The organism is Bradyrhizobium sp. SZCCHNS30572 (assembly GCF_032484415.1).
In the GTDB taxonomy this organism is placed as follows: Bacteria; Pseudomonadota; Alphaproteobacteria; order Rhizobiales; family Xanthobacteraceae; genus Bradyrhizobium.
Map to the genome: position 1 here is coordinate 1 of NZ_JAUESY010000017.1, position 22,994 is coordinate 22,994.

Genomic DNA, 22,994 nt, shown 5'->3' on the forward strand with positions numbered 1-22,994 from the left:
ATGTGCCTTTCCAGCGAGAACTCATAGAACAACGCAGCCTGTTCGACTTGCCGATGCCCCATCATGACCTTCAGTCCCGCCAATTAGACAGACTGAATCACCGATATCTCTGCGCCGCAACTGGCGACTTTTTCAACGAAATCGGCTGGAAGGGGACGCTGCTGACTTGATCGAAGATTCAGCTTCGGGTCAGATGTCGCCTTTCGGTCCTGCCGTGCACTACTTCCGGTTGGCCCCCGGAGCGGACATCGCCCGTGCAGGCGACGGACAGGCATGTCGGACGCCACGCCGCGGGATCGGCGATCCATCGGTTGATGTCGGATTCCCGCCAGCCTGCGCCGTTGACGCTGATCCTGAGTTGGGCTGGGAATGTGCCTTCGCCGATCTTGCGGTAGATGGTGGATCGGGACAGGCCGGTACGGGCAAGAACGGTTTTTAGGCGGACGATCCGATCTGGTTCGCGCATGGCTGCGCTGCCTCCTGCTGACTGCTCCTGATCTACACAGAGCAAGCAGTCGCGCGCGCAAGGGCGTTTTTCAAGGCGTCGTACTGTGGCGTGCAGACGGCGGCAAACAGGCTGGGTCAACGTTCGAGGCCTCGGTCTCTTCCAAAGCCTATGCCATGGGCGATGGCCAATTGCTGGCCGAGCCGGCCACCTGATTCGAAGGCGATGCCGAGGTCTTTCCTGCGGCTGGCGAGGACGGACTCCAGTTGTGGATCGCGTTCGAGGCCTTTGGCCATGTCGCCCATCGCCGCGCGCGTCGCCCTATAGCCGGACCTGTCGCCGGCCTGGTACTGGCGCTGGCTGGTGTGATCGAGCTTCTGCCAGCGCTCCACGAAGCGGTCGGCGCGGCGGCTCGGATCAATGCGCAGTTCGGTCTCGAGCTGGAGCGCGCGGACGGCGCGGTTGAGGCGTCCGCCGGCGGCCTCCCGGACCAGCTCGGGGTTCTTCTTGTAGGCGGCCTCAGCGTCGTGGGAGCCATAGGGACGCACCTTTTCGAAGGCCTGGCGGGCGGTCTGTAGCTCTTTGACCTGTTCGGGGCTCGCTCTGCCGCCCGTCTCATGCGCCGCGAAGATCGCATCCACGGCACGAGCATGGCGCACCAGCGCCCGGGTCCGCACGCGACGGGCTTCCGCTTCGGGATCTTGCGCCACGGTCCTTGCCGGCACTTCGGCTTCGCGCCGGTCGGCTGCCGTGCCGATGTTTTCTCTTTCGGGGGATCCCCGCTCGGGCCGTCGTCCGCCATCCCGGTCGAGCACCTCTCCAGGAACGCTAAGGCCGTCGAACATGCCGCGCAGCTTCTCCGGCACGGCCTTGCGCACGATCTCGGCCACGCGCTCGCGGAACGTGATCCCGCGCCGCGCGGCGTAGCTCTGGACGGGATCGGCACGGTCGTAATCCGAGGCCATGTCCTTCGACCGCTCGCGCGACAGGGCACGGTTGAGCCGATCCGCATCGATAAAATCGTCGCGGCCATAATGCAGGTCCACGCTGTCGCGATGCCGCGACAGGGCGACATAGCTGCTGTGGGCGTCCATGCCGGGCGTTGCCAGTACATGGACCCGGTCGACCGTCACACCCTGCGCCTTGTGGATCGTCGCGGCATAACCGTGGTCGATCCGGTTGTAGTCCTTGAGGTCGAAACGCACGGATCGGCCATCGTCGGTCTGCACAGTCATGGATCGCACGCTGACCTGCTCGACGGTGCCCAGCGTGCCGTTCTTCACGCCAAGGCCGCGCTCGTTCTGCAGGAACATGACGCGGTCTCCGCCGGCGAAGTCTCTCGCCCCGCGCTCGACCGCTACTCGCACCTCGTCGCCGAGATCGCCAGCGGCCCGCATCCGCTCGCGCGCTGCCTCGTTCAGCGCCTGCACTTCGTCATTGGTGTGGGTCAGGATGATCCGACTCCGATCCGGTGATGCCTGCCGGTCGCGGTCCCAGCGCTCAATCAGATCGCTGCGCGCCTGCTCGCGGGTCTGGGCCTCATGCACCATGCCGTGGGTGCGGTAGGCCTCGAGCGCATGGCCTACTTTGCCGGTCGCCAGATCGCGCGTGGCGTCGCGCTGCCAGTCCTCCCGCTGACGCCGCACTTCGCCGATCTCGGCGCCGCCGTGACGCTCATGGATTGACCGGAACGCAGCGCCCGCCTCGATGGCCTGCAGCTGCTGCGGATCGCCGACCAGCACCACCTTTGCGCCAGCCTCGGCAGCATGGGACAGCACGCGCTCAAGTTGCCGCGTACCGACCATGCCGGCCTCGTCGATCACCACCACATCGCTCGATTTGAGCAAATCACGGCCTTGTTCCCAGCCATGCTCCAGGCTGGCAATCGTGCGTGACGATATACCCGATCCGCTTTCGAGGTTTTCCGCGGCAATGCCGGACAGCGCCACGCCCCGGACCTCGAAGCCGGCCGCTTCCCATGCCTCCCGCGCCACCCCCAACAGCGCGCTCTTTCCCGTCCCGGCATGTCCGATAACGACGCCCAGATCGCGTCCATCGGTGACGTGCGCCAAGGCGTCAACCTGCTCGGATGACAGCAACAGGCCGCGCGCTTCCGCACCCGCCAGAGCGGCCTGGCGATCCGCGTCGCGCACCTCATGGCGCTCCCGTTCCGCCATCAGTTCAGCGGCCCGGTGCAGGCGCTGTTCTGCCTCGATCATCCCGCGGGTGGTGAACCGATCCTCGCCGCGGGCGTCCTTGCCGAGTTCGACCAGATCGGGCGCTCCCTGCAGTGCGCCCACCACCTCATTGAACTGGTCGAGCCCGTCGCTATGCCGGTGCGCGAACCTCGCCATATCGCGACGGGTGAAGGTCGATTGCTGCAGGGTGATAGCGTCCAGTCCAAGCAAGGGATCGGCGATGATCCGCGCACCATTGCCGCGCGCGATCTCGCGGTGCATCTCGGCCCGGTCGGCCTCACCGACTTCTCCAGCGACGCCCCGAACCTCAATCCGTTTCGCCGGCGCGCCGATCTGGCTTTGCGGCTCCAGCGCGATGCCCTGGGCTTCCAGACTGCGATGGTCGATCCGTGCGTCGATGTCGAGCTCAGCCAGCCGCTCATTGGCGAGCTCCGCCCAGCGTTCGCGCCAGCGCTCGACCATCTCGGTGCGATTCCAGTCTCGTACCTTCTTGCCAAAGCCGTTCTGATCGACCGCGCGCAGGGTCAGCATGACATGAGCATGAGGTTTCGGCAGTCCGTCCTCGGCCCTGTCCCAATGCACATTGAGATCGGCGATCATGCCAAAGTCCACGAACTCGCTCCGAACAAAATCACGGGCTAGCTCGATGCCCTGCGCCTCACTCATCTCGCGCGGAAGCGCAAACTCCACCTCGCGGGCCAGCTGGGCATCTTTCCGGATTTCGAACGCTTCGACATCATTCCAAAGCCGCTCGCGATCGCGCCATGCCTCCGGCGCGTTCCCCGGCAGCATCACCTCGGAATGGACGACGCCGCGCTTCCCGGAAAAGTCTTGCTCGCGGCCGAGCCGCTCGTCGCGCAGCCGCGAAGCCGAGCGATAGGCGGCCGATGCCACCGCACTGCTCCCGGCCTTCCGGCCAATGACCTTGACGTAAAGATGGTAGATCGCCATCGCGATCCAATCACTGGCACAGCGAAGCGCACGTCGGAACGACGTATAAGCGCGCCCTCCCTCGAAAAAATCTCGGGAGGGACCAGCCCGTCCCGGCCAGTCCCGGCGACCTTACAGCATTGTGCCGGGCGCTCGGCTATCATTTCTCTATCAACGCGGATGGAAACGACGATGCGCAAGCCTAGGGACTTTGATGCTGAACTGAAGGCACTTGGGGACAAGGCGCGTGGCCTTAAGAGCCGCAAAGTGCAACAGCTCGGCGAACTGGTGATCGCTACCGGAGCCGACGCGCTAAGTGCCGATGAATTAGCGGGAGCACTGATCGTGCTGGCCGAGACAGAAGAGGCCGGAAAGAAGGAGGCATGGGCCAGGCGCGGGACCGCGTTCTTTCAAGGACGAGCGCGGCGAAATGCGCCAGCAACTGACCGCGACGTGGACGGCCCTCCGGCGCAACCGGGTGGCTCTCAACCGGCATCAGTCCGCAAGGGCGCGGCATGACATGCGCACGTGGCAGGTCGAGCGCCGCAAGCGCACGCGGCATCTCATCGAACTCGGTGGGCTCATCGTCAAAGCCGGTATCGCGGACCTAACTGGCGATGATCGCGCCACTATCCTTGGCGCGTTGCTTTGGATGGCTGCCAAGCTCAAGAGCGATCAAGGCGAACGGGCACGAGCGCTGTGGGCCGCGAAGGGGAAGCAGGCGCTCGAGGCGGACACTGCAACACACAAGGGGATAGATCGAACTGTCTCAGCAGTTCGTCGTTGATGCACAACAATTGCAAACTACCGCCAGATGGCTCGCCATCCGCGGTCGGTCCTGAACCACATCTGGTCGGCGGTCTCCTCGTCGCTTTGAACGCTCCACCCTTCGACAAGGAAGATAACGGGGCGCGTCCCAGCAGCGGGGGAACCGACGGCCGAGCCAGCAAATCCCGGATGAGCGCTACCACCGCAACCACGGCGCAGGCAATGAAAGTTCCGCGGTCAACGATCATGTGACGGCTCCTTGCCGCTCTAAGTAACCTCGTGCCAACCGCGATGATTTAAAGGCAGAGCTGCCACGGTTGATGTCTGTAAATGTGAAGGGTTTCGGATGCCGGCCGCATGATTGACGGCGCGGCACATTCGGGCGGCCGGCGTCCGAAAGCCTCCAAGGGAGGAAACCGCGCATGATGGGCAGGACTGGCGCGGCAGGCTCTATGGGGATTTGAGCGCTGCAGGTGAGCTGGCCGATTGAGTTTGAGCCGGTGCAGCGCGCGACGCGGCGGCGGTGCAGTCGCTGAACGGGTGGTGCACGGCCCCGGTCTCGACGTGTCGTCTGCGGATTGACGAGGACAGAGGAACGTTGGGGCGGACGCCGCCGTGACCGGTCGATGAGCGGCAGGCACTGCGAGCAACTTTGCACAATGGCGGGTGCGCGGTCATGAGGTATCGATCCTGATGGCGCCGGTTGGTGCGGTCGGTTGGTGACGCGGCGTTGCGCCTCGCTCAAAGACCTTGATGACGATCATGCGGCCGCCGCAGCATGGACAGGGCGACTTGGCCATGTCGACGATGGTCTCGGCCGGCTTATCCTCACGATCCCTGACGGCGAGCAGTTCGCGCGCGCGTGCGACGTTGTCGGCGCAGGCGCCCCGCGCCAGCAGGCCGTAGTGGCGGATGCGGTGGAGGCCCTTCGGCAGCACGTGGATGAGGAAGCGGCGGATGAACTCGTCTGTCGCGAGCGTCATCCGCTTTTGACGGTCGCGGCCGTCGACCCGGTAATCCTTCCACCGGAAGGTGACGCCGTGCCGGTCGAAGGCGATCAGGCGGCTGTTGGAGATGGCGACGCGGTGGGTATAGCGCGACAGATAGGCCAGCACGGCCTGTGGCCCGCCAAACGGACGCTTGACATGGACGACCCATTCCGTCTTGCGCGACGCTGCAAGCCATGCGGCGAACGATTGTGCTCCGGCGAGATGAGCGTCGTTGCCGAAGAAGCTCAGGCGCCCGGCCTGGTGGAGGGCGGCAAGACGCTCCAGGAACAGCCGCCGGAACAGGCGTGAGAGCACGCGCACCGGCAGGAAGAACCCCGGCCGGCAGGAAACCCAGCTCCGGCCATCGGGCGCGATCCCGCCGCCCGGCACGATCATGTGCACATGCGGGTGATGGGTCATGGCCGAGCCCCAGGTGTGCAGCACAGACATGATGCCGATCCTGGCGCCGAGATGCTTCGGGTCCGAGGCGATCGTCAGCATGGTCTCGGCCGAGGCCTTGAACAGCAGATCGTAGACGGCGGCCCGGTTGTGGTAGGCGATGTCGGCGATCCGGGCCGGCAGCGTAAACACGACGTGATAATACGGCACCGGCAGCAGCTCAGCCTCGGGGTCGGCGAGCCACTGCTTCGCCGCGGCGCCCTGGCACTTCGGACGGTGCCGGTTGCGGCAGGAGTTGTAGGCGATGGACGTGTAGGCGCAGTCCTCGCAGCGCGCGACATGGCCGCCGAGGGCTGTTCTGGACGGAGCGGCTTAGCGCATGAAGCGCTGCACCGGAATTCTGTGCTCGTCCTGAGCTGCCACCGAAGTTTCATCCAGCAGCGTTTAGAGTCCGGGTGGGTTGTACGCCGAGTGGCGCGGGTGGAGCAACGGGCGATTGGCGGAGCTGGTCGGGGTTGCGCAGCCGATCGCCCGTTGCGGTGAGGTTGGCGGCAAAGGCCGCAGGGGTCTGGTATCTCAGCGAGGAATGCGGCCGCGCGTTGTTGTAGTCGGCAACCCAGGCGGCGAGCCTGCGCCTGGTATCATCGAGACCGAAGAACAGCGTTTCATTCAAGAACTCGTCGCGCATCCGGCCGTTGAAGCTCTCGACGAAGGCGTTCTGGATCGGCTTGCCCGGTGCGATGAAGTGCCAGTCGATCGCGTTGTCCCTGCACCAGGCCAGCATCGCGTTGCTGGTAAACTCGGTGCCGTTGTCCGAGACGATCGAGCCCGGCTTGCCGCGCCGGGCGATGATCGAGGTCAGCTCCCGCGCCACCCGCCGCCCCGAGAGCGAAGTGTCGGCAATCGCGCCCAGGCACTCCTTGGTGACGTCGTCGACGATGTTGAGGATGCGGAAGCGCCGCCCGCCTGCGAACTGATCGGACACGAAGTCCAGCGACCAGCGCGCATTCGGCCTCGCATCGACCAGGATTGGCACGCGGACGCCGCAGGCCTTGCGGCGGCTGCGGCGCTTGCGCACCGCGAGCCCTTCCTCCCGGTAAAGCCGATGGATGCGGTTGATCCCGGACGGCTCGCCCTCCCGCCGCAACAGAATGAACAGCCGTCGATAGCCGAAGCGCCGCCGCTCGCTGGCGAGCTCGCGCAAGCGGCCCCGAAGCGCGGTGTCGGGGGGCCGGCGGGACCGGTAGCGGACCATCGTCCGGTCCGCTCCGACGATCGAACAGGCCCGCCGTTCCGACAGGCCCAGCTTGGCCTGCAGGTGCGCCGCCGCGGCGCGCTTGGCGGCAGGCCTTACCATTTTTTTGAGAGCAGCTCCCGCAGCGCGGCCGCATCGAGCATCTGCTCGGCCAGCAGCTTCTTCAGCTTGGCATTCTCGTCCTCGAGCGCCTTCAGCCGCTTGGCTTCGGAGACGTCCATGCCGCCGAATTTAGCCTTCCAATTGTAGAACGTCGCTTCCGAAATCCCGTGCTTCCGAGCCAGATCGGCCGTCTTCGCACCGGCCTCGTGCTCCTTCAAAACCGCGATGATCTGCTCTTCCGTGAACCGCTTTCGCTTCATCTGTCCGTCCTTCGTCAGGCCGGACTCTAAATCGTTCTGGAGGAAATTCTTAGGGGCAGGTCAGTCCATGCCCGCGGATCGACGGCGCCTTGTTTGTGTATCAATGGTGGGCCGGTTTGCACTCACCAGATAGCCACAAGCGTTTTGTTTGATAAGATGCACGACATGCGCCCCTCCGAAGCTCTCTTCTGGTTGAAGCTTTGGCATCGCGAAAAGTCGTGGCAACGCGGCTTGCAAGATGAACGGGAGGCCAAGCTGGGATGTAACAGCGACGACGGGCACCCGAGTTCAGGATACAGATCTTATCCTCCGCGACCGTCATGTCCCGGCTGCAGGTCCAAGGGACTCTTTCCAGTGCGGATAGGTCATCCGGCCGTTGAGCTCGAATCGCATTGTGAACGGACCATCCGTGAGCTTGGGACCGAAGCTGATCGTCTCGCCCTGCAATTTTGCAGCCAGGATCTCACCTGTGGGTCGTTCGCCGAGCGCTGCCGTGAGCGAGGCTCAGGCCCCGGATCATAGCCCGCGGCCTTCAGGATCAGCGAGAAGAGCCTGGGCATGGCGTCAGCGTCAGTTGTGGATACGCGGGCCAACTGCGGCGCGCCTCCAAAGGCGGTTTCGCTCCGCCGCACGCAGCAGTTCTTATCTTCCTCGCTCAGCCCCCCCGTTGACCTGAACGATCTGGCCCGTGATATGTCCGGCTTCGCGCGAGGCCAACCATCCGATCGTGCTGGCGATATCAGAGGGCAGACCCGCTCGCCTATTCATCGTCTGACCGATCAGCATTTCTCGGCGCTCAGGCGATAAGCGATCGCCGAAGAACTCAGTCTCCGCAATATAGCCGGGTGCGACCACATTCACCGTGATGCCCTTTGGTCCGAGTTCCGCGCCGAGATCATAACAATACGGGTGCAAGGCCGCCTTGGCGGCGCCGTAACAGCCGTTGCCCGACCCTCGATATGCCGCAATAGAGCTGATAAGAATGATCCGTCCGCCCGGCGCACTGAGGTGCCTGCGTAAGCCTTCGATGAGGAGGACGGCACTCAACACATTAGATGCGAAGTTTTCGGTCCAGCGCCTCGCAATACCCGAGAGGTCTGGGCCGTATGAACCGGGCGGTGACGTCAGCACAACATTCCCGCCGGCCGCCGCCACCAGAACGCGTATTTCCTTATGCCTGTGTGTGATTTCGTCGCAGACGCGCTGTACTTGGTCTGCCTGGGTGAGATCAACGGCAATCGGGAGAACCGGAACGCCTCCGCTCCGATTCAGGTGTTCAGCCGCTTTCTCCAACCGATCTGCGCGACGCCCAAGAACGACTACGTGAGCGCTCTGTTGATGGAAGTGCTTGGCGACCGCAAGGCCAATCCCGCTTGCACCACCGCTTACGACAACTGCATCCGTCATCGATCTTCCTTTCGCTCCTGGGACTCAAGTAGTTTCTCGTCGATCTGATCGGTTCAAGATGGATTCCATCTGAGATCGCCTCTTACCCGTTCCAAGTCGGCGGCTATAGCAATAAGCTGCGTTTCTCGGTGTGGGCGGCCAAGCATTTGAATGGCCAGGGGAGCACCACTTACTTCGCTTCGTTTTATCGGCATGGTGATTGCAGGAAGTCCAGCGAAACTCGCGATTGGCGTGTAGCCCAATCGTTGTTCGTAGTCGGGTTGGTCTGAGGCTGGGATGGTCGATTTGGGCATCACAGCGTCCCTCAGGCTGCGAGGCGGTGTCGGGTGAAGAGGTAGCAACCAAATCTCGGCAGACTCCGCGTCGAACCGCGACTCGATATCTTTGCGGCACGCTGCAAGTCTGTCGAGTATTCGGCCATAGGATTGATCATCGATGCGAGCTCCGATTTCCAGCGCAGCCTGCGTCGATTCCGACAATTCAGTTTTCATCCATTTCTGCCACAGGCGGTAACCATCCCAAGCCTCGCGAGCACAGAGTTGCCATGCCGCTTCGCGCTGCGCCCAGAGATCGTCCAATCGCACCGATCGAATGTGGTGCCCGGCGTCCTCGAGTAGACGGCATGCAAGATGCAACGCGTCCCGCATTTCAGGATGACAACAACCTCGATCAAAAGCGTTCTCAACAACCGAGACTTGGCAGCGGCCTAAAGGCGCAATCGCTGATCTCTCTTGACCGCCGAGGCGCAACAGTTGCCATAAGAAGAAAAGATCCTCAGCGCTGCGTGTGACCCAGCCCAGTGCGTCCATCTGAGGAGACAGAGGGAAGATACCATGAAGGTCGGCTCTGTCGCAGGTCGTGCGTAGACCGACAGCGCCACAATTTCCCGCTGGCCAGCGGATGGATCCAAGCACATCCGTCCCGAGGGATATGTCGCAAATGTTGGCTGTCACAGACACGGCCGATCCGGTACTCGAGCCGGCGGGAGCAACGTCCGGCACGTAGGGATTGACACAGCCGGAGCCAACACCGAGGTTAAGCTCAGTCGTGACAACCTTGGCGACTATCTCTGCGAACTCTGTATCTATCGCTCGAACGGCAGCGGCACTGCTGTCCGGATAGTGCCGATGATGCCGCAGACCAAGACGCGTGGGAAAGCCAACGACGTTGATCGTGTCCTTCACTCCAATGCGTATAGCCCGTGCGTTCGATCCTAACTCTTTCCGATGTGCGCAGGCTCGATAGCGAGTATCTGCCCATGTGCTCCAGATGCCGCACTCAGACCTCCAACGGTCAGCATCAAGGCTTCCATCCTGCCTCGCTTCGACGCGTGCCTCCAGCGACATGCGGAGCGTTTCCGGAAGGGGCGACGTAGCCGATTGGTCCTCCAATTTGCATGCGCGGAAGAACGATGTGACCTTGTCTGTAACCGCTATCATTGCTCTCGCCTCCTCCTTCGTGGAGCGACGGCCACTCAAGCACACCAACTCACCCGGGTGACCTACCAGATTTAGTGGGTCGCGGGAGTGGCGGTGCAAAATTCGAAAATGGCTCGTCGATGGTTCTAGGGCAACTCGGGATGTGCACTTGGCAGCAACGATAAGTCCGGAACGTCCAGATCAGGCTCTTGAGGTCCCTGTTGCGCGACCCGCCGCAAGATAGAAATATAGCTCGCAGTGGCCGGCGACGCGTCCGGTTCGGACCGCCAGGTCATTAGGAGATCATAGTTGATAGGTGTTCCACATCCGGTCAGTTGACGCACGGCCACGCCCGGCCGGATCTCCGATCGAAGTGACATAGGAATGACCGAAATCCCAAGCCCGCCAGCGACCAAGCCTATCGCGGTCTGGAAGTCAGGTACGCAATGACTCACGTAAGGGTGGAAGCCCGTCTGAGCGCAAGCTGCAACAATGCTGCCATAAAGCCCTGGCCCCTCGGTCGGTGGGAATAAAATCCAGTTCTCGTGCGCGAGGTCGACAAGCGACACCGTTGTCACAGAAGGGCTCGCGAAGCGATGGTTGTCGGGAACTATTGCAACCATTTGGCTGGAAAATAGCAACTCCGTGGAAAGCCGGTCGGCTGTGAGCACGGGGCCAGCAACGATCGCGATGTCCACCTGCCGCGTATGCAGCATCTTCATCTGTTGTGCGGTTGTTGCCTTGACAAGGACGAGCTCCATCTTCGGATGCTCGGCACGCAATTGCCGCAACGACCGAGGAACAAGGTTGTATGCTCCGCCCATCCCAACGAACGAAATCCGTAGAGGCCCCTCGATGGGCTGCTCTGCGCTTCGTACGCGCGACATGGCTCGATCAGCTTGTGCAACAGTCAATTTTGCTTCACGGAGAAATACTTTCCCGGCCGTGGTCAGACCAAAAACGCGGGTACCACGATCAATCAATGTCTGCCCCAGCTCGGCCTCTAAAGCCTTGATTGCCGCCGTCAAAGGCGGCTGCGCAATATTGAGGCGCTTAGCCGCCCGACTGAAGCTCAATTCTTCCGCAACTACGATGAATTGCCGGAAACGTCGCAACTGAGGCATGTCATACCTGTTTTAGAAGACGCCCTATATTTCATTCGTATTGGACGCGTTGAAGTTCAACTGATACTACCATACTACCGTTAGATGCAAAAGGATGTTGCGTGATGGATGTGTGTTGGACCGTTCCCAATCGTCTGTTGAGCTACCTCCGCACTCTTCCGAACTTGGCTGAGGCGTACACATCTGCCGACCCTATCAGGAGTCCTGCCGACCTACGCGCCGTACCTCTCCTGACCGAGCAGGGATACCTGCACGCCATGCGCGAGATCTCCGACGCTTGGCGAGGGAGCGGCGCCTATCTATTCATGTCGTCTGGGACAACCGGTCAACCCAAAATCGGGTTACAACCACGGCATCAGCACATCCCAGAGATACTGCAATCATGGAATCCGACGTCCCGGACGTCTGGTCGGCGCTTCGTCGATTTCTCTTCTGGCGGCAAGGCCTGGTCAGCAAACCACTTCTTCCGAGAGCTTTGTCTCTCGAAGGGGATGATATACCTGCACCTCGGCAATGTCGCAAACGACCTCGATCTCGATGCAATCTGGGGCCGCGTGCTCCTCCAATCCGAGGCCTGCGTAATCTCCGGAAACCCTACATTGCTGGAGATCATCGCTTCTTATGTGGTCAAGCTTGGCCGGGACATGCCGACGGTCCAAGCAGTCCTCTGGACCGGAGAGCCTCTAAAGGGTTTTCACGAACGGGCTATAACGCGCGCATTCCCCAACGCTGAGCTCTGGAGCGTTTACGGTGGGACTGAACCATGGGTGATCGGCTTCCAAACGCCAGAGATGCCGCGCAACCAATTCCGGGCCCTTGACTATCAATACGTCGAGTTGGTGGACGGCTCACTGGTCGTAACGTCATTGAATGAGGCCGTCATCAACCCAATGCTGAGATACAAGGTTCCCGATCTCATTGAGGCGGTCGATCAGACCGCTGACGGACGTATTCTTGAGTTTAAAGTATTGGGCCGCGCCGACAACAGAATATTCTTCGACGGAAACAACGTCTCGCCTAGAGCGATCGCGCAGGCGGTACGCCGTATTCGCAACATCGAAGATTCCCAGGTCATACTCCGTCAGCGCGACGGCGTTGTGAAGCGAATCGAGATCCGGATAAGGCCTCAGTTCGGTGCGGCGGAGCCATCGCATGATGATGTCCTGAAGGCGCTCATCGAGGACGACGTCCAGAACGACGTCCTTCGCGAGATATTGTCGGTGGATTCGAGCGAGCCGTTCGTCATCAACGACCGCAGCGGCAAGTGCGCCGACTACGTGTTCCTCGACTTCTAGCCTCTCCATCGCCGCTCGACGTCACACTGTCGGCCTATCCACGGAGTTTCCGATGAATATTGAAGCGACGAGCGCCTCGTCGGAGGCCAACAATGCACTTGCCGAGATGCGAAGCGTTTGGCAAAGCGAATGTCCTCCACTGCTCCGCGCGTATCAGGAAAGAAAGCTCGCGCGGGTTTGGGATATCGCGAAGTCGTCGCGGGCATACTCACATCTGGGCCGCTTTAGCGTCGGCGCCTTTCAACAACTCGATGTTACTTCTAAAGCTGCCTTGAAGGCGCGTCCCGATGATTTCGAGAGCAGCCTTATCGAACAAGCAGTCAAGTACTATGAATCGACTGGAACAACAGGAACGGCAACGCCGACACGCAGAACGGCAGAAGATATCGCCTGGAATTACGGAAGTGTGTTTCTACAATGGGGAGAGGTCATTCGGCCGAATGACCGCTGCTTGACCTTGCTGCCGTCCGATATCGCACCTATCGGCGATCTAATCGTCGGCGTATGCGAAATGGCAAGTGCTTGCGTCGCGAGATGCTTTCCCTTCACCCAAGGCATTGTTTCCTGGGATCGGATTGAAGCGCTCTGCAGTCGCTTTCAGCCCACGGTAGTATTTGCATCACCCGGCACGCTGATCCAGATGATGCGTGTATTCAAGATCCGAGGAACCTTTCGCTCTTGCGCCGCCTCGGTAAACACCATCATGCTTTCCGGCGAGGTCGTCTGCCGGGAATTGCGGCAGATGCTGGCGTCCGAGTGGGACGCCGACGTCTACGTTGCGAGCTACGGGTCGACCGAGACAGGAACGATTGCCGCAACAGGCAGCGACAACTCTCTCCGGCTTCTGGAATATGCATATATCTGTGAGATATCGACACCAGAAGGAATCAAGCCTGCCGAGCCAGGGGATTGCGGTCAACTGGTCATCACTACGTTGAATGCATTCGCAAGGCCGCTGCTGCGCTTCGACACAGGCGACAGAGTCAAGATACTAGGTGACACGAGCAGCTCGAGAAAATACCTCGAGATTCTAGGGCGCGAAGAAGAGACGCTCGGAATTGGTAGCCGCAATTACCTCACAGCCGAGGTCGATAGCATGGTCTACAATACCAAAGGAGTCACTGGATACCTACTAAAGGTTCGGAATAACGAAGTTGTCGGCATCATTCTGGAACACGACCCGGACTATAGCGACAGACTAGACGAGCTCTCGAAAAATGCGGCCAGATCATTTCGCGATCATGGACTGAATTTTGAACTCGAGATTGTAGCTCAGCTTCCCATCACGACAAAGAGTGGGGCGTCGCTAAAGAGCTGGAAGCGCTCCAATGCCGTCGCAGCTTAGCCTCGACCCGTCCATCGAGCGCCTGTCAGGCTCGTTGCATCTGTTGCGGGACGGCGGGGCGGGCACTGGCGGGGCAGACCTTTGGGCCACCTACGCTGGTGTGAGAACCCTGAGGTGGTTGGAGTACACGCTGCCCGAGCCCGAGCGCAGCGGAACGATACATTACCTCTTGTCACGACGAAATCGCGATGGAGGCTTCGCGTGGCAACGGGGACTGATATCAGACGTGTGGGCCACATACTACTGCAGCCAAGCATTGACGGACTTGGGCGCGCCCGTGCCCGAAATTCCAAGAATGGCCGACTGGCTGGCTCGCCTCCAACACGGCAACGGCGGCTTTGCAATGATCGCCGGGCAGGAGCCGGACGTATGGGCGACTTACTACGCCGCGCGTCTTTTCCACGAAATCGTGCGGGCGAAGATTCCCGCCCAGGCCGAGCTCTTAACTTGGCTGCGCTCGCTTCAATTGCCAGACGGTGGCCTTACTTGGTGTCCAGGCCACCGACAATCGGATGTAAGGGCGGTCTACTACGCCGTTAACGCTCTTAAAGCTCTCCAACAGCGTCCGGATCTGCCCTGGCAAGGGCACGAACTTCTAAAGTGGATGCAGAGCAGACAGGCGGAAACCGGCGCGTTTTGCTTTCATGCGAACGCAGCGCCATGCATGTGGGCGACGTTTCGGGCCACAAGCGCTCTTCGAGCTCTGGGATGGTCTCCAGCCGAGCCGGAAGCGTGCCGCGAGTGGATACTCGGCCAACTGACGCCGGAGGGGTTTACTCGTTGGGAGGGCAGCGCTCAGTCCGATGTATGGGCAAACTTTTCGGCTGTCGGAGCACTCGCGGCGCTCGACTCGAAGCTGGAGGCGGCCCAAGCGGATGTCGTACGCCGAAGTGTTATACGGACAAGCGTCCCGTCGGGAGGGCTCAACTATCGCCCAATCGCGCTTGCCAGCGACGCACTGACGACCGCATCGGCAGTGATGATCGCCTGCATCAATTCCCCCCGACATCCCTCTATCGAGACGCTGTGCGAATGGCTCCAAACGGCACATACCCCATGGGAAGGCGGCGTAATGTATATGCCGGGGCGCGGCGCAGAGGTGCGCTGTTCACTATGGGCCGTGTCGGCCCTCCGCCTGGCGGGCCGGCGGCTCCGCGAGGAAGGAAGGCTGGTCGAATGGATTAGAGAGTTGCAAAACCCAGATGGCGGCTTCGGGTATTGGGTGGGGCGAGGATCTGATATGACGTCATCGATGTCCGCGGTTGCCATCCTTACCTCGCTTGGAAGGGACGCCAACAACGAAATCGATCATCGCTCTCTTACCGGCTTTGTTATGCGATGCTTGCGCCCGGACGGCGCCGCCGCTACACCCCGCGGCTTATCAAGCGGAAGTGCGACTGCCCAGGCTAGCTATATACTGCACAGCCTTGGCCAACGAGATTTGGCCGAGAAGACCGCCAATTGTCTCGGCGAACTGTCTATCATGTCCGGTTTCCGAGAAACAAGAGCCTCTCTGCCAAGCCTTTATGCGACCTACCAAGCGTTGCTTGCCTATGGCCAGAACGATCGCCTCCCTATGTCATCATCTTCGCTGGACCGTTTTCTTGCGAAACTCGTTTCCAAGACCGGTGAGATCGGATGGACGCCGCTACAGCAAAGCGGCCAGGATCCATTAGCGGTAGCGCTATTTACGCTTTTGAAGCGTAAGGCTGATGATCCCGCGTTCTCGCTTCCTGTTCTCGCGTTGACCGCTTGAGCCATGCCCACCTTAACGATCCACTCCGACCTCAAAGACCCCACTATGCGGGGCCGCTTCTGTCGACGCGTCACGGTCACCTTCGGACGGCTGGGAGTCGATGTCAGGCACGTACTTACTCGCTGGCTGGTCATTGATCCGAGTGCCGTATTCTCTGGACCCGCCCCGCTCGCCCGCTCGAATGTGAAATCGCTGGCCTCCGTCGCGTTTATTGCTATCGAGGTAGACCAAACACGTGAGCGCTCCTGGCGTGACAAGATTGTTGAGGGTGTGCTCAGTGCGTCGAAAGACGTATTCCCGCACGACCGCCTCTTCATACGACTGATCCCGGTTGATCCGTTCGATCATTGGAATGTCATATTGGCCGAAATGCGCGATCGCGCAGTAAAGGAGGGGCGCAATGCCGGGCGAGACGACTGTTGACAAGATCTTAGCCGCTTCGCGCGAACTATTTCCGTTCGAGCTGAAACTCGCTCAGATCGACACGCCCCTTCCAAGCATTCCTGGACTGAACTTCGACAGCCTGAAAGCTATGGAAATGGTCTCACTCCTTGAAGAACTATTCGGAATCGAGATCGATTTTGGTGTTGACGATCTCTCCTTTAATCTTTCGACTGTTCGACGGGCAGCCCAATTGGTCGAACGAAAGTTGAGCGTTAAGCACGTGTCAGGTGCTGCGGAGTGAATGCCGAGGAGGCGCGAACGTGGACGCGATGGATACGACCACCCGACCAGCGGCCAAGGAATTGTCCTGGCCGGAGCTGCAGGCTCTGCTATTCGATTCTAAATCAGACGAGCGATGCATGGTGCGCAGCGAACTCGATCGCTCGCTCACATGCGCCCCCTGGTCGATCGATTTTTGGCGGGCTAGCCAGCTTCGCCAGACTATCCCCCTCTGTGCAAGTATCGGTCTACGCTCCTCAGGGACGACTGGGACGGCAAAGGTAGCGTGGCGATCGATGCTGCAGGTCGAACTTGAAGCGAACTGCATTGTGCAGGCTTTCGCACTCGAGCAAGTCGATGAAGTGGTTTCATTCGCTCCTGTAAACCACGCCTTCGGCTTCTTGTGCGGGATCGCACTCGCGCGCAACAAGCGCGCTCGCCTGACCTATTGCCCCCAGCTTCAGGGAGGTGAAATCCTCCGCGTTCCATCGTCCGGGAGACGAATTATTCTTAGCCTCCCCTCGACTTGGCAGATGTTGATGCGCACCGGGGTTCTGGACGATCCATCGACGACAATCCTCCATTCTGCTGGCCCGGTCCCGCGAGTTGCTCGGGACATGCCGAACTTTGGCCGCCCGTCCTCTTACGCCCTCCGCGAAATCTTCGGATCGACGGAAACTGGCGCAATTGCATATCGACAATCGGCGCGCGACGACGCGAGCTTTTGGCAGCTGTGTTCCGACACCACTCTGCTCGGTCCAGACCTTGAGGGACGGCTCCGTGTATTGAGCCCACGCTGCGCAACAGCTTCACCAAGCGGAGAGCTTGGCCCCAATCTCGACGGCATCACCATCGAAGATGACGTAGAAATTCATCCGGGGCGACAGATCCGGCTCAATGGCCGTCGAGACGATCTGGTGAAAGTCAACGGCGTTAACGTTCGTCTCGGACTCCTCGCGACCGAGCTTGAAATGGTGTTTCCAGACAGGCCAATGACAATTGTGATCGAGCCGGACGTCGTCCGTGGGCATACCTTCTACTTGATCACGCTCGCACGTAGCGTTTCCCCTGCCATGCGAGCAGAGCATGAGCGTACGATTGGTCGGACGGTCACACGACTATTTGGAGCTCACGTGTACCCAGCCCGCTACGTTTATGCCGATACGCTGCCATCGACCAATACCGGAAAAGTTCGCATTCGGCGCCTGGTCAGCGAAAACTCAGTTGAGGCACAATGAACACCGCGAGACGATAAGGTACACACACATGCGCTCTTACCCAGTTCCCGATTGGCTGCTCTTCATTAATGATTATGTTCGTCGAGGGCACGCCTATCTCGCCGGCCTGGGCCTTACATTCGAAGTCGGTAGCGATTTCGCCGTTTTTGCGGCTGCCTACTATGAGCTCTCCGGCGAGGTAGTTCTCAGCACGTACGATCCAGAACACAGCTACCTTACGCCAGCAAATAGTTTTTGGGCGATCGCGCGCAGATCGGGCCATTGCGTTGCGACAGCAGCCATCAAGTTGATCGATAGCCACGATTTTCGCTACGACCTGGCTGTGGGAAAGGTCTTTTGGGATCTCGCTCCGCGATTGGCGCCGTTTGCGGAAGAATTGCTCACGCCGGAGTTCCCCTTCATGGCCGGCAAAGTCGCGTATTGTGGGGCCGCCTTCGTCGCGCCCGAACTCCGACAGGAGGGAATCAATGCGTGCGTCGGACGGATGACTCGCTTGCTCTCAATCAAGCACTTCGGGGTCGAATGGCTTTGCGCGACATGCTTTGAGAGGGTTGCGCGATCAACGCTCCCGCTCGGCAGCAACGCCTTCTCGCATATCGCTCCTTGCATCGTCGCGCCTGCACCAGCCTCATTTCCGGGTGAACCGTTTTATCTGATGTGGTCAAGCCGCGACGAAATGCTAGAGCGACTGCGCACTCATAGCGGCTTCGGGTCGGCCTCGCTGCTCCAGGAGCGCAATCATCCAGCTTCCTAGGTTGCCCTAGTGCGTCTTAAACGAGAGGGACTAAGCAATGTATACGACAATATTCGACTGCGCGGAATCTAACGTGCGATCCTATTGCAGACATTTCCCGGTTACCTTTTCGTCCGCAAGCGGCGCCTGGATGGTGGACACAGATGGCCGAAAGTACCTCGACCTTCTTGCAGGTGCTGGAAGTTTGAACTATGGGCACAACAACCCTCTTATCGTCGCGCCGGTGATCGAGTATCTCAATGGAAGCGGCATCGTTCAATCGCTAGATCTTCATACGGTAGCGAAGGCCGAATTCTTGCAGGCTTTTTCAGATAGCATCCTCGCTCCACGCGGACTTACGTACAAAATTCAGTTTACAGGTCCGACCGGAACTAATGCTGTTGAAGCGGCATTGAAATTGGCGCGCAAGATCACTGGTCGTACCAATGTCGTGGCGTTCACAAACGGCTATCATGGGATGAGTCTTGGCGCGCTCGCTTTGACATCGAATCCCGTCAAGAGGGCGGGTGCCGGCGTCGCACTTACAAATGTTACGTTCCTTCCGTACGACGGTTATTTCGGTCCGTCAGTCGACGTTTGCGATTACATCGAAGCGATGCTCACATCGCCAGGCTCTGGAATTGATCGACCGGCAGCGGTGATCGTTGAACTGGTACAGGGCGAAGGTGGTCTCGCTGCCGCACGCATGTCTTGGATCGAGAGAATCGCTGGGCTCTGCCGGGAGATCGGAGCGTTGCTTATCGTCGACGACATTCAAGCTGGTTGTGGGCGGACCGGATCGTTCTTTAGCTTCGAGGGTAGCGCGGTTCAGCCAGATATGGTCGTACTTTCCAAATCGCTGAGCGGCCTCGGAGCGCCGCTATCCGTAGTATTGATCCGCCCTGACCTCGACATTTGGTCGCCGGGTGAGCACAATGGAACCTTCCGCGGAAATAATCTTGCGTTTGTCGGCGCAACGGCTGCTATCCGATGTTACTGGACGAACGGTGACTTCGCGAGATCGGTTCAGGAGCACGCAAATGTGTTGACAAGGGAACTGACCGCGATTGCTGACTCTACGGACGGCGAGGCAAGCGTGGTTGGCCGAGGACTTATCACGGGTTTGTCATTCCGGTCCGTTGCTCTTGCCGATCAGATCTCTAAACGTTTGTTTGAGAATGGCGTAATCGCCGAGACCTGTGGCGTCCACGACCATGTCGTGAAACTGCTGCCGCCTTTAACGATTTCCTCTACGGATCTGTCGTTTGCGATCGATACGCTGCGTGAGGTCGTCGCGAGCACGTTAGGGCGACCGGCGCAAGTCGACGCAGCCTAGCCTCAAAGTCCAATCCAACTTTCGAGAACATGACGGTGAAAACGTCTCCTCTCCTACCGACTATCCTGGGCGTTCTGATTTCGATCAGCTCAGTGTCAACCGTCATGTATCTGCCCGCCTTTCCGGCGATCGAAACCACGTTCGCCGCCCCGAAGGGCAGCGCTCAAATTACCCTTGCCGCGTGGTTTATTGGCTTGGCCCTCGGTCAAGCTATCCAAGGCGTGCTATCCGATGGGTTTGGGCGCCGCACCCCTTTAATCTGCGGCATTCTCGTCTACACTGCGGCCTCTGCCGGTTGTGCTTTGGCCACCGATATCGAATCGCTGGCCGCGCTGCGTTTTTTCGCTGCGCTTGGATGCTCGGCACCTACGGTCATACCGCGTGCGATGGTCCGTGACATCGCGACCGGTCAAGTCGCAAGACATCTGCTCGCCAAACTGATACTGGTAATGGGCGTCGGCCCCATTGTAGCGCCAATCGGCGGTTCGCTCCTGCTTAATGAATTTGGATGGAGGGCGATTTTTTGGTTTTGCACAGGGTATGGACTAATATCTTGCGCAGTTGCCTCTGCGTTTGTTCCCGAGACGCTGCCACAACAAATGCGCATGACGGTTATGCCGGCGCACGTTCTTGCGTTGAACTTGCGGATCTTAGGCGAGCCCGGCTTCGTGACGAATGTCGTCATGAGTTGTTTTGCTATGTTCACACTATACGCGTACATCACGAGTTCACCCGCTATTCTTATCGAGTTCTATGGATATTCGTCCTGGTTGTATTCGGTCGCGTACGCGATATGGTCCGTCTGCTATATTCTTTCTGCCCAGATTAACGCCCATCTATTCCATCGGTTCGGCGGAGATGCCGTGCTTGGGGTCGCTTCGGCTACAATGCTGTTGGTCTCGATCGGACTTCCCTTGGTCGCTTTTTTGCAGCCCCAGTCTGGCGCGCTTACCGTATTAGCTGTCGGAATTGTTATGCTATGCACTGGGGTGATATTCCCGAACGCGAGCGTCGGCGCTTTGGCCCAGCACGCGTCGAGCGCCGGTAGTGCCGCAGCATTGCTCAGCGCGCTGCAACTTTTGGCTGCTGCGGCAGGCAGCATGCTTGTCGGATATTTTTCCGATGGGAAGCCGCTCGGACCGTGGATGCTCACCTTCCTTGGAGCCTTCGGAACTCTGATCGCGGATCGCTACCGAGCGAAACGCGAACCGCGCGATGCACTCAACTCATAATGAGGCTTGACATTGAAGCCGGTCATGGGAGGTCCGGTTTTGCCGAGGGTCTGCCATTGACCAACCGCTCTACATGCGATGACGAAGTCGGAGAGCGATGGACAATGTTCCGGAGGTGCCGAGCGCACACGCGGCTCCTCGTCCAAGCGTCAAAAGAAGGGTTATCCAAACAATGGCAGGTGATCGATCGCTGAAGCTATCGAAACGGGAAATTGACTGCCTCCATTGGGCAGCCCAGGGCAAATCCTCGTGGGATATTAGTATCGTTTTGCAAATCAGCACGAACACGGTTAATTTTCATCTTAGAAACGCGATGGAAAAGCTGGAGACGGGGAGCCGGCTCGTAGCCATTGTGAAAGCGATCCGGTTGGGTTTTATTGATTTGCCCAAGCTGTGAGCTGACCTCGTGACCTGTGAACTGTTCTTTCGCGACAGACCGATCTCACCGTCAAAAGATTCGGAGTGCACTCGAAAAGATCCATCTGCCCGCGGATGAAACGGACGATGGCTTCCGAGTGTATGGATACGTGTTGCCGGGACAGGCCGTAGACTATCTGTAGGAAGGCCGTTTAGGTCAATAGCAACCTTCCGGCTGTGCGACGACTCACGTTCGGTTGCCCCCTGAGAGCGACATCGCCGGCTATGACCGAGGGTCCAAGATGGGGCCACCAGGCGACTCCGCCAGCGCGGCGATGCCGCGCCCGCTCGTCCGGGAAAGCGAACCTCGTATTTGCCCGATCGAACGTCGCCCCCGGTCCATTGGACTAAACCGCTCGCGCGGACTCCGCGGCTGGCGGCGGAGGCAAGACGATAGCGCAACGGGGCGTCCTGTCTTGAGATGAGGGGTTCGACACCTCACTCAAGACAGGAGCATCCCCAATGACCAAGCAGGCCATCAGCCCGTTGCGCCAGCGCATGATCGAAGACATGGCGATCCGCAAGTTCGCTCCGAAGACCCAACATGACTACGTACAAAGGGTCAAGGACTTCGCCGCGTTGCTCGGCCGCTCTCCCGATCAGGCCGAGCCAGAGGATGTGCGTGGTTTCCGGCTGCATCTGGCGTCGAGCGGCGCCCACGCGCCGAAGGTTTTCGTGAAGCGCATCTTTGCTGTCATACGTTTTTTCAGGATTGGTTTTCCGTGATCGTCGGCTGCCGATGGCCAGCTGGTTCTTGTGCCAAAGTGCTATGTGGAAAATTGTAACGCTTGGCACTTGATTGCACGAGCGTGCCGTAAGGCAAGCCGCGTGATACGAAGAAGACGTTCGGCAGAGCCATGGTCAGCGCGGCACTGTTCGAGAGCCGCCAAGGGCCACGTGGGTTGCCGGCGGTCTTGAGTGCCAGCTCCCGGCCAACGCCGCGGCGTTGCAGCTCATCGAAGCGAGTGCGACCGTGCTTCCATTGGGTCCAGACGATGGCGCGCAACCGCCGCCTGATCCACTCATCGAGCTTGCGCAAAAGCCCAGCGAGCGGGCCCGACACGGGCCTCGTTATATCCCTGCGGTGCAATGCCCATCTGGCAGGCAAGAAGCTCCTGCCAATGGTTCTCAAGTTCCTGGTTCAGTTGATCGGCAACGCGCGTGGCCCTCCGGCCCGTGCGGTCAGAAGACAGCGAACCCTGGTCGAATGCTTGACGATGCCACGCGGGTCCAGTGCCGCAAACTCGACCGGCACGCGCCGAGCGAATGCCAGGTACCATTCCGACGGGTGAGGAAGTCAGGAATGATTCCCTCCCCTGTTGGACGAAATGTTGGACGTCCTGTTGGACGTTTTGTTGCACGCTTTGGCTGGCACGGGGCGGCATCGGTCCGGGTGATACGGCCGAATTCTACCGCGAGCGTGCCGCTGGCTTTCTGTAATTCTTTGTATTTTCAAGTTTTGTGCCTCCGCTTGGAGGCACTTCGGACGGCCAACGCTCTAGAGGGGGTGAGCGGTGTTGGCGCTCCCCTAGGGTCGTGTCCCCGGAGGTGGTGTAGCTCGGTGGAGCAAAGCCGCCCGGACGCGCGCTCCCAAATAGCGCCGTAGTGGGCGGGCGGCTTTGCGGTGGTCACCGGCAGTTCTCCGGTAGGATCGGGTTGCGACACGCCAACGCAACCGAGGAAC

The 22,994-nt window shown here is 60.0% G+C and carries 19 protein-coding genes and 3 pseudogenes; 14 read left to right on the top strand and 8 right to left on the bottom strand.

Going from position 1 to position 22,994, the window contains the following annotated elements; all coding sequences use genetic code 11:
* Positions 1-277: 277 nt before the first annotated feature.
* Positions 278-466: pseudogene (locus QX048_RS35020) on the bottom strand (helix-turn-helix transcriptional regulator); the annotation flags it as partial.
* 116 nt (positions 467-582) lie between these two features.
* Positions 583-3,594 carry a Ti-type conjugative transfer relaxase TraA gene (gene traA / locus QX048_RS35025; RefSeq protein WP_315718661.1) on the bottom strand — a complete coding sequence of 1,004 codons (3,012 nt, stop codon included), beginning with the start codon at positions 3,592-3,594 and terminating at the stop codon, positions 583-585.
* A 171-nt stretch (positions 3,595-3,765) separates the two neighbouring features.
* Between traA and QX048_RS35030 the strand changes: the two genes are divergently transcribed.
* Together QX048_RS35030 and QX048_RS35035 are read left to right on the top strand one after the other, a co-directional pair.
* Positions 3,766-4,092, top strand: coding sequence for a conjugal transfer protein TraD (locus tag QX048_RS35030; protein WP_315718660.1), 327 nt, complete (start codon positions 3,766-3,768; stop codon positions 4,090-4,092).
* A gap of 1 nt (position 4,093) precedes the next feature.
* The gene (locus tag QX048_RS35035; protein ID WP_315718659.1) at positions 4,094-4,360 is read left to right on the top strand and encodes a conjugal transfer protein TraD; all 267 of its coding nucleotides are present in this window, start codon (positions 4,094-4,096) and stop codon (positions 4,358-4,360) included.
* Positions 4,361-5,015: 655 nt separating this feature from the next.
* Here QX048_RS35035 and QX048_RS35040 read toward each other — a convergent pair.
* From QX048_RS35040 to QX048_RS35060, 5 genes and pseudogenes are all read right to left on the bottom strand, one after another.
* Positions 5,016-6,083 (bottom strand): annotated as a pseudogene (locus tag QX048_RS35040) (IS91 family transposase); the annotation flags it as partial.
* A gap of 76 nt (positions 6,084-6,159) precedes the next feature.
* Positions 6,160-7,346 (bottom strand): IS3 family transposase gene (locus tag QX048_RS35045; RefSeq protein WP_315772782.1). Its coding sequence is split into 2 segments (ribosomal slippage): positions 6,160-7,085 and positions 7,085-7,346, totalling 1,188 coding nucleotides; the frame shifts between segments, so codons are not numbered across the junction.
* Between the two features lie 642 nt (positions 7,347-7,988).
* Positions 7,989-8,753: an SDR family oxidoreductase gene (locus QX048_RS35050; protein ID WP_315718623.1), complete on the bottom strand. Its 765-nt coding sequence runs from the start codon at positions 8,751-8,753 to the stop codon at positions 7,989-7,991.
* A gap of 53 nt (positions 8,754-8,806) precedes the next feature.
* The gene (locus QX048_RS35055; RefSeq protein ID WP_315718622.1) at positions 8,807-9,937 is read right to left on the bottom strand and encodes an amidase; all 1,131 of its coding nucleotides are present in this window, start codon (positions 9,935-9,937) and stop codon (positions 8,807-8,809) included.
* A 380-nt stretch (positions 9,938-10,317) separates the two neighbouring features.
* Entirely contained in the window at positions 10,318-11,295 is a 978-nt protein-coding gene (locus QX048_RS35060; protein WP_315718621.1) for a LysR family transcriptional regulator, read from the bottom strand.
* Between the two features lie 257 nt (positions 11,296-11,552).
* On the opposite strand from QX048_RS35060, the gene QX048_RS35065 reads away from it, so the two are divergent.
* From QX048_RS35065 to QX048_RS35115, 12 genes and pseudogenes are all read left to right on the top strand, one after another.
* Positions 11,553-12,590 (top strand): AMP-binding protein, encoded by a 1,038-nt coding sequence (locus QX048_RS35065; RefSeq protein ID WP_315718620.1) that lies wholly within the window; start codon positions 11,553-11,555, stop codon positions 12,588-12,590.
* Between the two features lie 52 nt (positions 12,591-12,642).
* Positions 12,643-13,935 (top strand): phenylacetate--CoA ligase family protein, encoded by a 1,293-nt coding sequence (locus QX048_RS35070; RefSeq protein WP_315718619.1) that lies wholly within the window; start codon positions 12,643-12,645, stop codon positions 13,933-13,935.
* Positions 13,919-14,185 (top strand): annotated as a pseudogene (locus QX048_RS35325) (hypothetical protein); the annotation flags it as partial. The gene QX048_RS35070 and the pseudogene QX048_RS35325, both read left to right, overlap by 17 nt.
* Positions 14,186-14,230: 45 nt before the next feature.
* On the top strand, positions 14,231-15,691 hold the full coding sequence (locus QX048_RS35075) for a prenyltransferase/squalene oxidase repeat-containing protein (RefSeq protein ID WP_315718618.1): 1,461 nt from the start codon (positions 14,231-14,233) through the stop codon (positions 15,689-15,691).
* A gap of 3 nt (positions 15,692-15,694) precedes the next feature.
* Positions 15,695-16,114 carry a hypothetical protein gene (locus QX048_RS35080; RefSeq protein ID WP_315718617.1) on the top strand — a complete coding sequence of 140 codons (420 nt, stop codon included), beginning with the start codon at positions 15,695-15,697 and terminating at the stop codon, positions 16,112-16,114.
* A complete protein-coding gene (locus QX048_RS35085) occupies positions 16,092-16,376 on the top strand; it encodes an acyl carrier protein (RefSeq protein WP_315718616.1) in 285 nt (94 codons plus the stop codon). The genes QX048_RS35080 and QX048_RS35085 overlap by 23 nt, the downstream gene beginning before the upstream one ends.
* Before the next feature lie 28 nt (positions 16,377-16,404).
* Positions 16,405-17,592 (top strand): class I adenylate-forming enzyme family protein, encoded by a 1,188-nt coding sequence (locus QX048_RS35090; protein WP_315718624.1) that lies wholly within the window; start codon positions 16,405-16,407, stop codon positions 17,590-17,592.
* A gap of 28 nt (positions 17,593-17,620) precedes the next feature.
* On the top strand, positions 17,621-18,346 hold the full coding sequence (locus tag QX048_RS35095) for a hypothetical protein (RefSeq protein WP_315718615.1): 726 nt from the start codon (positions 17,621-17,623) through the stop codon (positions 18,344-18,346).
* Between the two features lie 37 nt (positions 18,347-18,383).
* The gene (gene ectB / locus QX048_RS35100; protein ID WP_315718614.1) at positions 18,384-19,661 is read left to right on the top strand and encodes a diaminobutyrate--2-oxoglutarate transaminase; all 1,278 of its coding nucleotides are present in this window, start codon (positions 18,384-18,386) and stop codon (positions 19,659-19,661) included.
* A 29-nt stretch (positions 19,662-19,690) separates the two neighbouring features.
* Complete coding sequence (locus QX048_RS35105) at positions 19,691-20,893, top strand: Bcr/CflA family efflux MFS transporter (RefSeq protein WP_315718613.1); 1,203 nt, start codon at positions 19,691-19,693, stop codon at positions 20,891-20,893.
* Between the two features lie 97 nt (positions 20,894-20,990).
* Positions 20,991-21,290 (top strand): helix-turn-helix domain-containing protein, encoded by a 300-nt coding sequence (locus tag QX048_RS35110; RefSeq protein ID WP_315718612.1) that lies wholly within the window; start codon positions 20,991-20,993, stop codon positions 21,288-21,290.
* Positions 21,291-21,772: 482 nt separating this feature from the next.
* Positions 21,773-22,036, top strand: coding sequence for a phage integrase N-terminal SAM-like domain-containing protein (locus QX048_RS35115; protein ID WP_315769830.1), 264 nt, complete (start codon positions 21,773-21,775; stop codon positions 22,034-22,036).
* Here the strand turns inward: QX048_RS35115 and QX048_RS35120 are convergent.
* Positions 22,017-22,373, bottom strand: a complete 357-nt coding sequence (locus tag QX048_RS35120; protein ID WP_315718070.1) for a group II intron maturase-specific domain-containing protein — start codon at positions 22,371-22,373, stop codon at positions 22,017-22,019. The genes QX048_RS35115 and QX048_RS35120 overlap by 20 nt on opposite strands.
* Between the last annotated feature and the right edge of the window lie 621 nt (positions 22,374-22,994).

What these genes read in the sequence shown, in the direction of transcription:
- QX048_RS35095 (WP_315718615.1), top strand. Translation starts at nt 17,621, where the DNA reads ATGCGCTCTTACCCAGTTCCCGATTGGCTGCTCTTCATTAATGATTAT.
- QX048_RS35065 (WP_315718620.1), top strand. Translation starts at nt 11,553, where the DNA reads ATGCGCGAGATCTCCGACGCTTGGCGAGGGAGCGGCGCCTATCTATTC.
- QX048_RS35050 (WP_315718623.1), bottom strand. Translation starts at nt 8,753, where the DNA reads ATGACGGATGCAGTTGTCGTAAGCGGTGGTGCAAGCGGGATTGGCCTT.
- QX048_RS35085 (WP_315718616.1), top strand. Translation starts at nt 16,092, where the DNA reads ATGCCGGGCGAGACGACTGTTGACAAGATCTTAGCCGCTTCGCGCGAA.
- QX048_RS35105 (WP_315718613.1), top strand. Translation starts at nt 19,691, where the DNA reads ATGACGGTGAAAACGTCTCCTCTCCTACCGACTATCCTGGGCGTTCTG.
- QX048_RS35035 (WP_315718659.1), top strand. Translation starts at nt 4,094, where the DNA reads ATGCGCACGTGGCAGGTCGAGCGCCGCAAGCGCACGCGGCATCTCATC.
- QX048_RS35060 (WP_315718621.1), bottom strand. Translation starts at nt 11,295, where the DNA reads ATGCCTCAGTTGCGACGTTTCCGGCAATTCATCGTAGTTGCGGAAGAA.
- QX048_RS35110 (WP_315718612.1), top strand. Translation starts at nt 20,991, where the DNA reads ATGGACAATGTTCCGGAGGTGCCGAGCGCACACGCGGCTCCTCGTCCA.
- QX048_RS35090 (WP_315718624.1), top strand. Translation starts at nt 16,405, where the DNA reads ATGGATACGACCACCCGACCAGCGGCCAAGGAATTGTCCTGGCCGGAG.
- QX048_RS35075 (WP_315718618.1), top strand. Translation starts at nt 14,231, where the DNA reads ATGGCCGACTGGCTGGCTCGCCTCCAACACGGCAACGGCGGCTTTGCA.
- ectB (WP_315718614.1), top strand. Translation starts at nt 18,384, where the DNA reads ATGTATACGACAATATTCGACTGCGCGGAATCTAACGTGCGATCCTAT.
- QX048_RS35030 (WP_315718660.1), top strand. Translation starts at nt 3,766, where the DNA reads ATGCGCAAGCCTAGGGACTTTGATGCTGAACTGAAGGCACTTGGGGAC.
- traA (WP_315718661.1), bottom strand. Translation starts at nt 3,594, where the DNA reads ATGGCGATCTACCATCTTTACGTCAAGGTCATTGGCCGGAAGGCCGGG.
- QX048_RS35070 (WP_315718619.1), top strand. Translation starts at nt 12,643, where the DNA reads ATGAATATTGAAGCGACGAGCGCCTCGTCGGAGGCCAACAATGCACTT.
- QX048_RS35115 (WP_315769830.1), top strand. Translation starts at nt 21,773, where the DNA reads ATGACCAAGCAGGCCATCAGCCCGTTGCGCCAGCGCATGATCGAAGAC.
- QX048_RS35080 (WP_315718617.1), top strand. Translation starts at nt 15,695, where the DNA reads ATGCCCACCTTAACGATCCACTCCGACCTCAAAGACCCCACTATGCGG.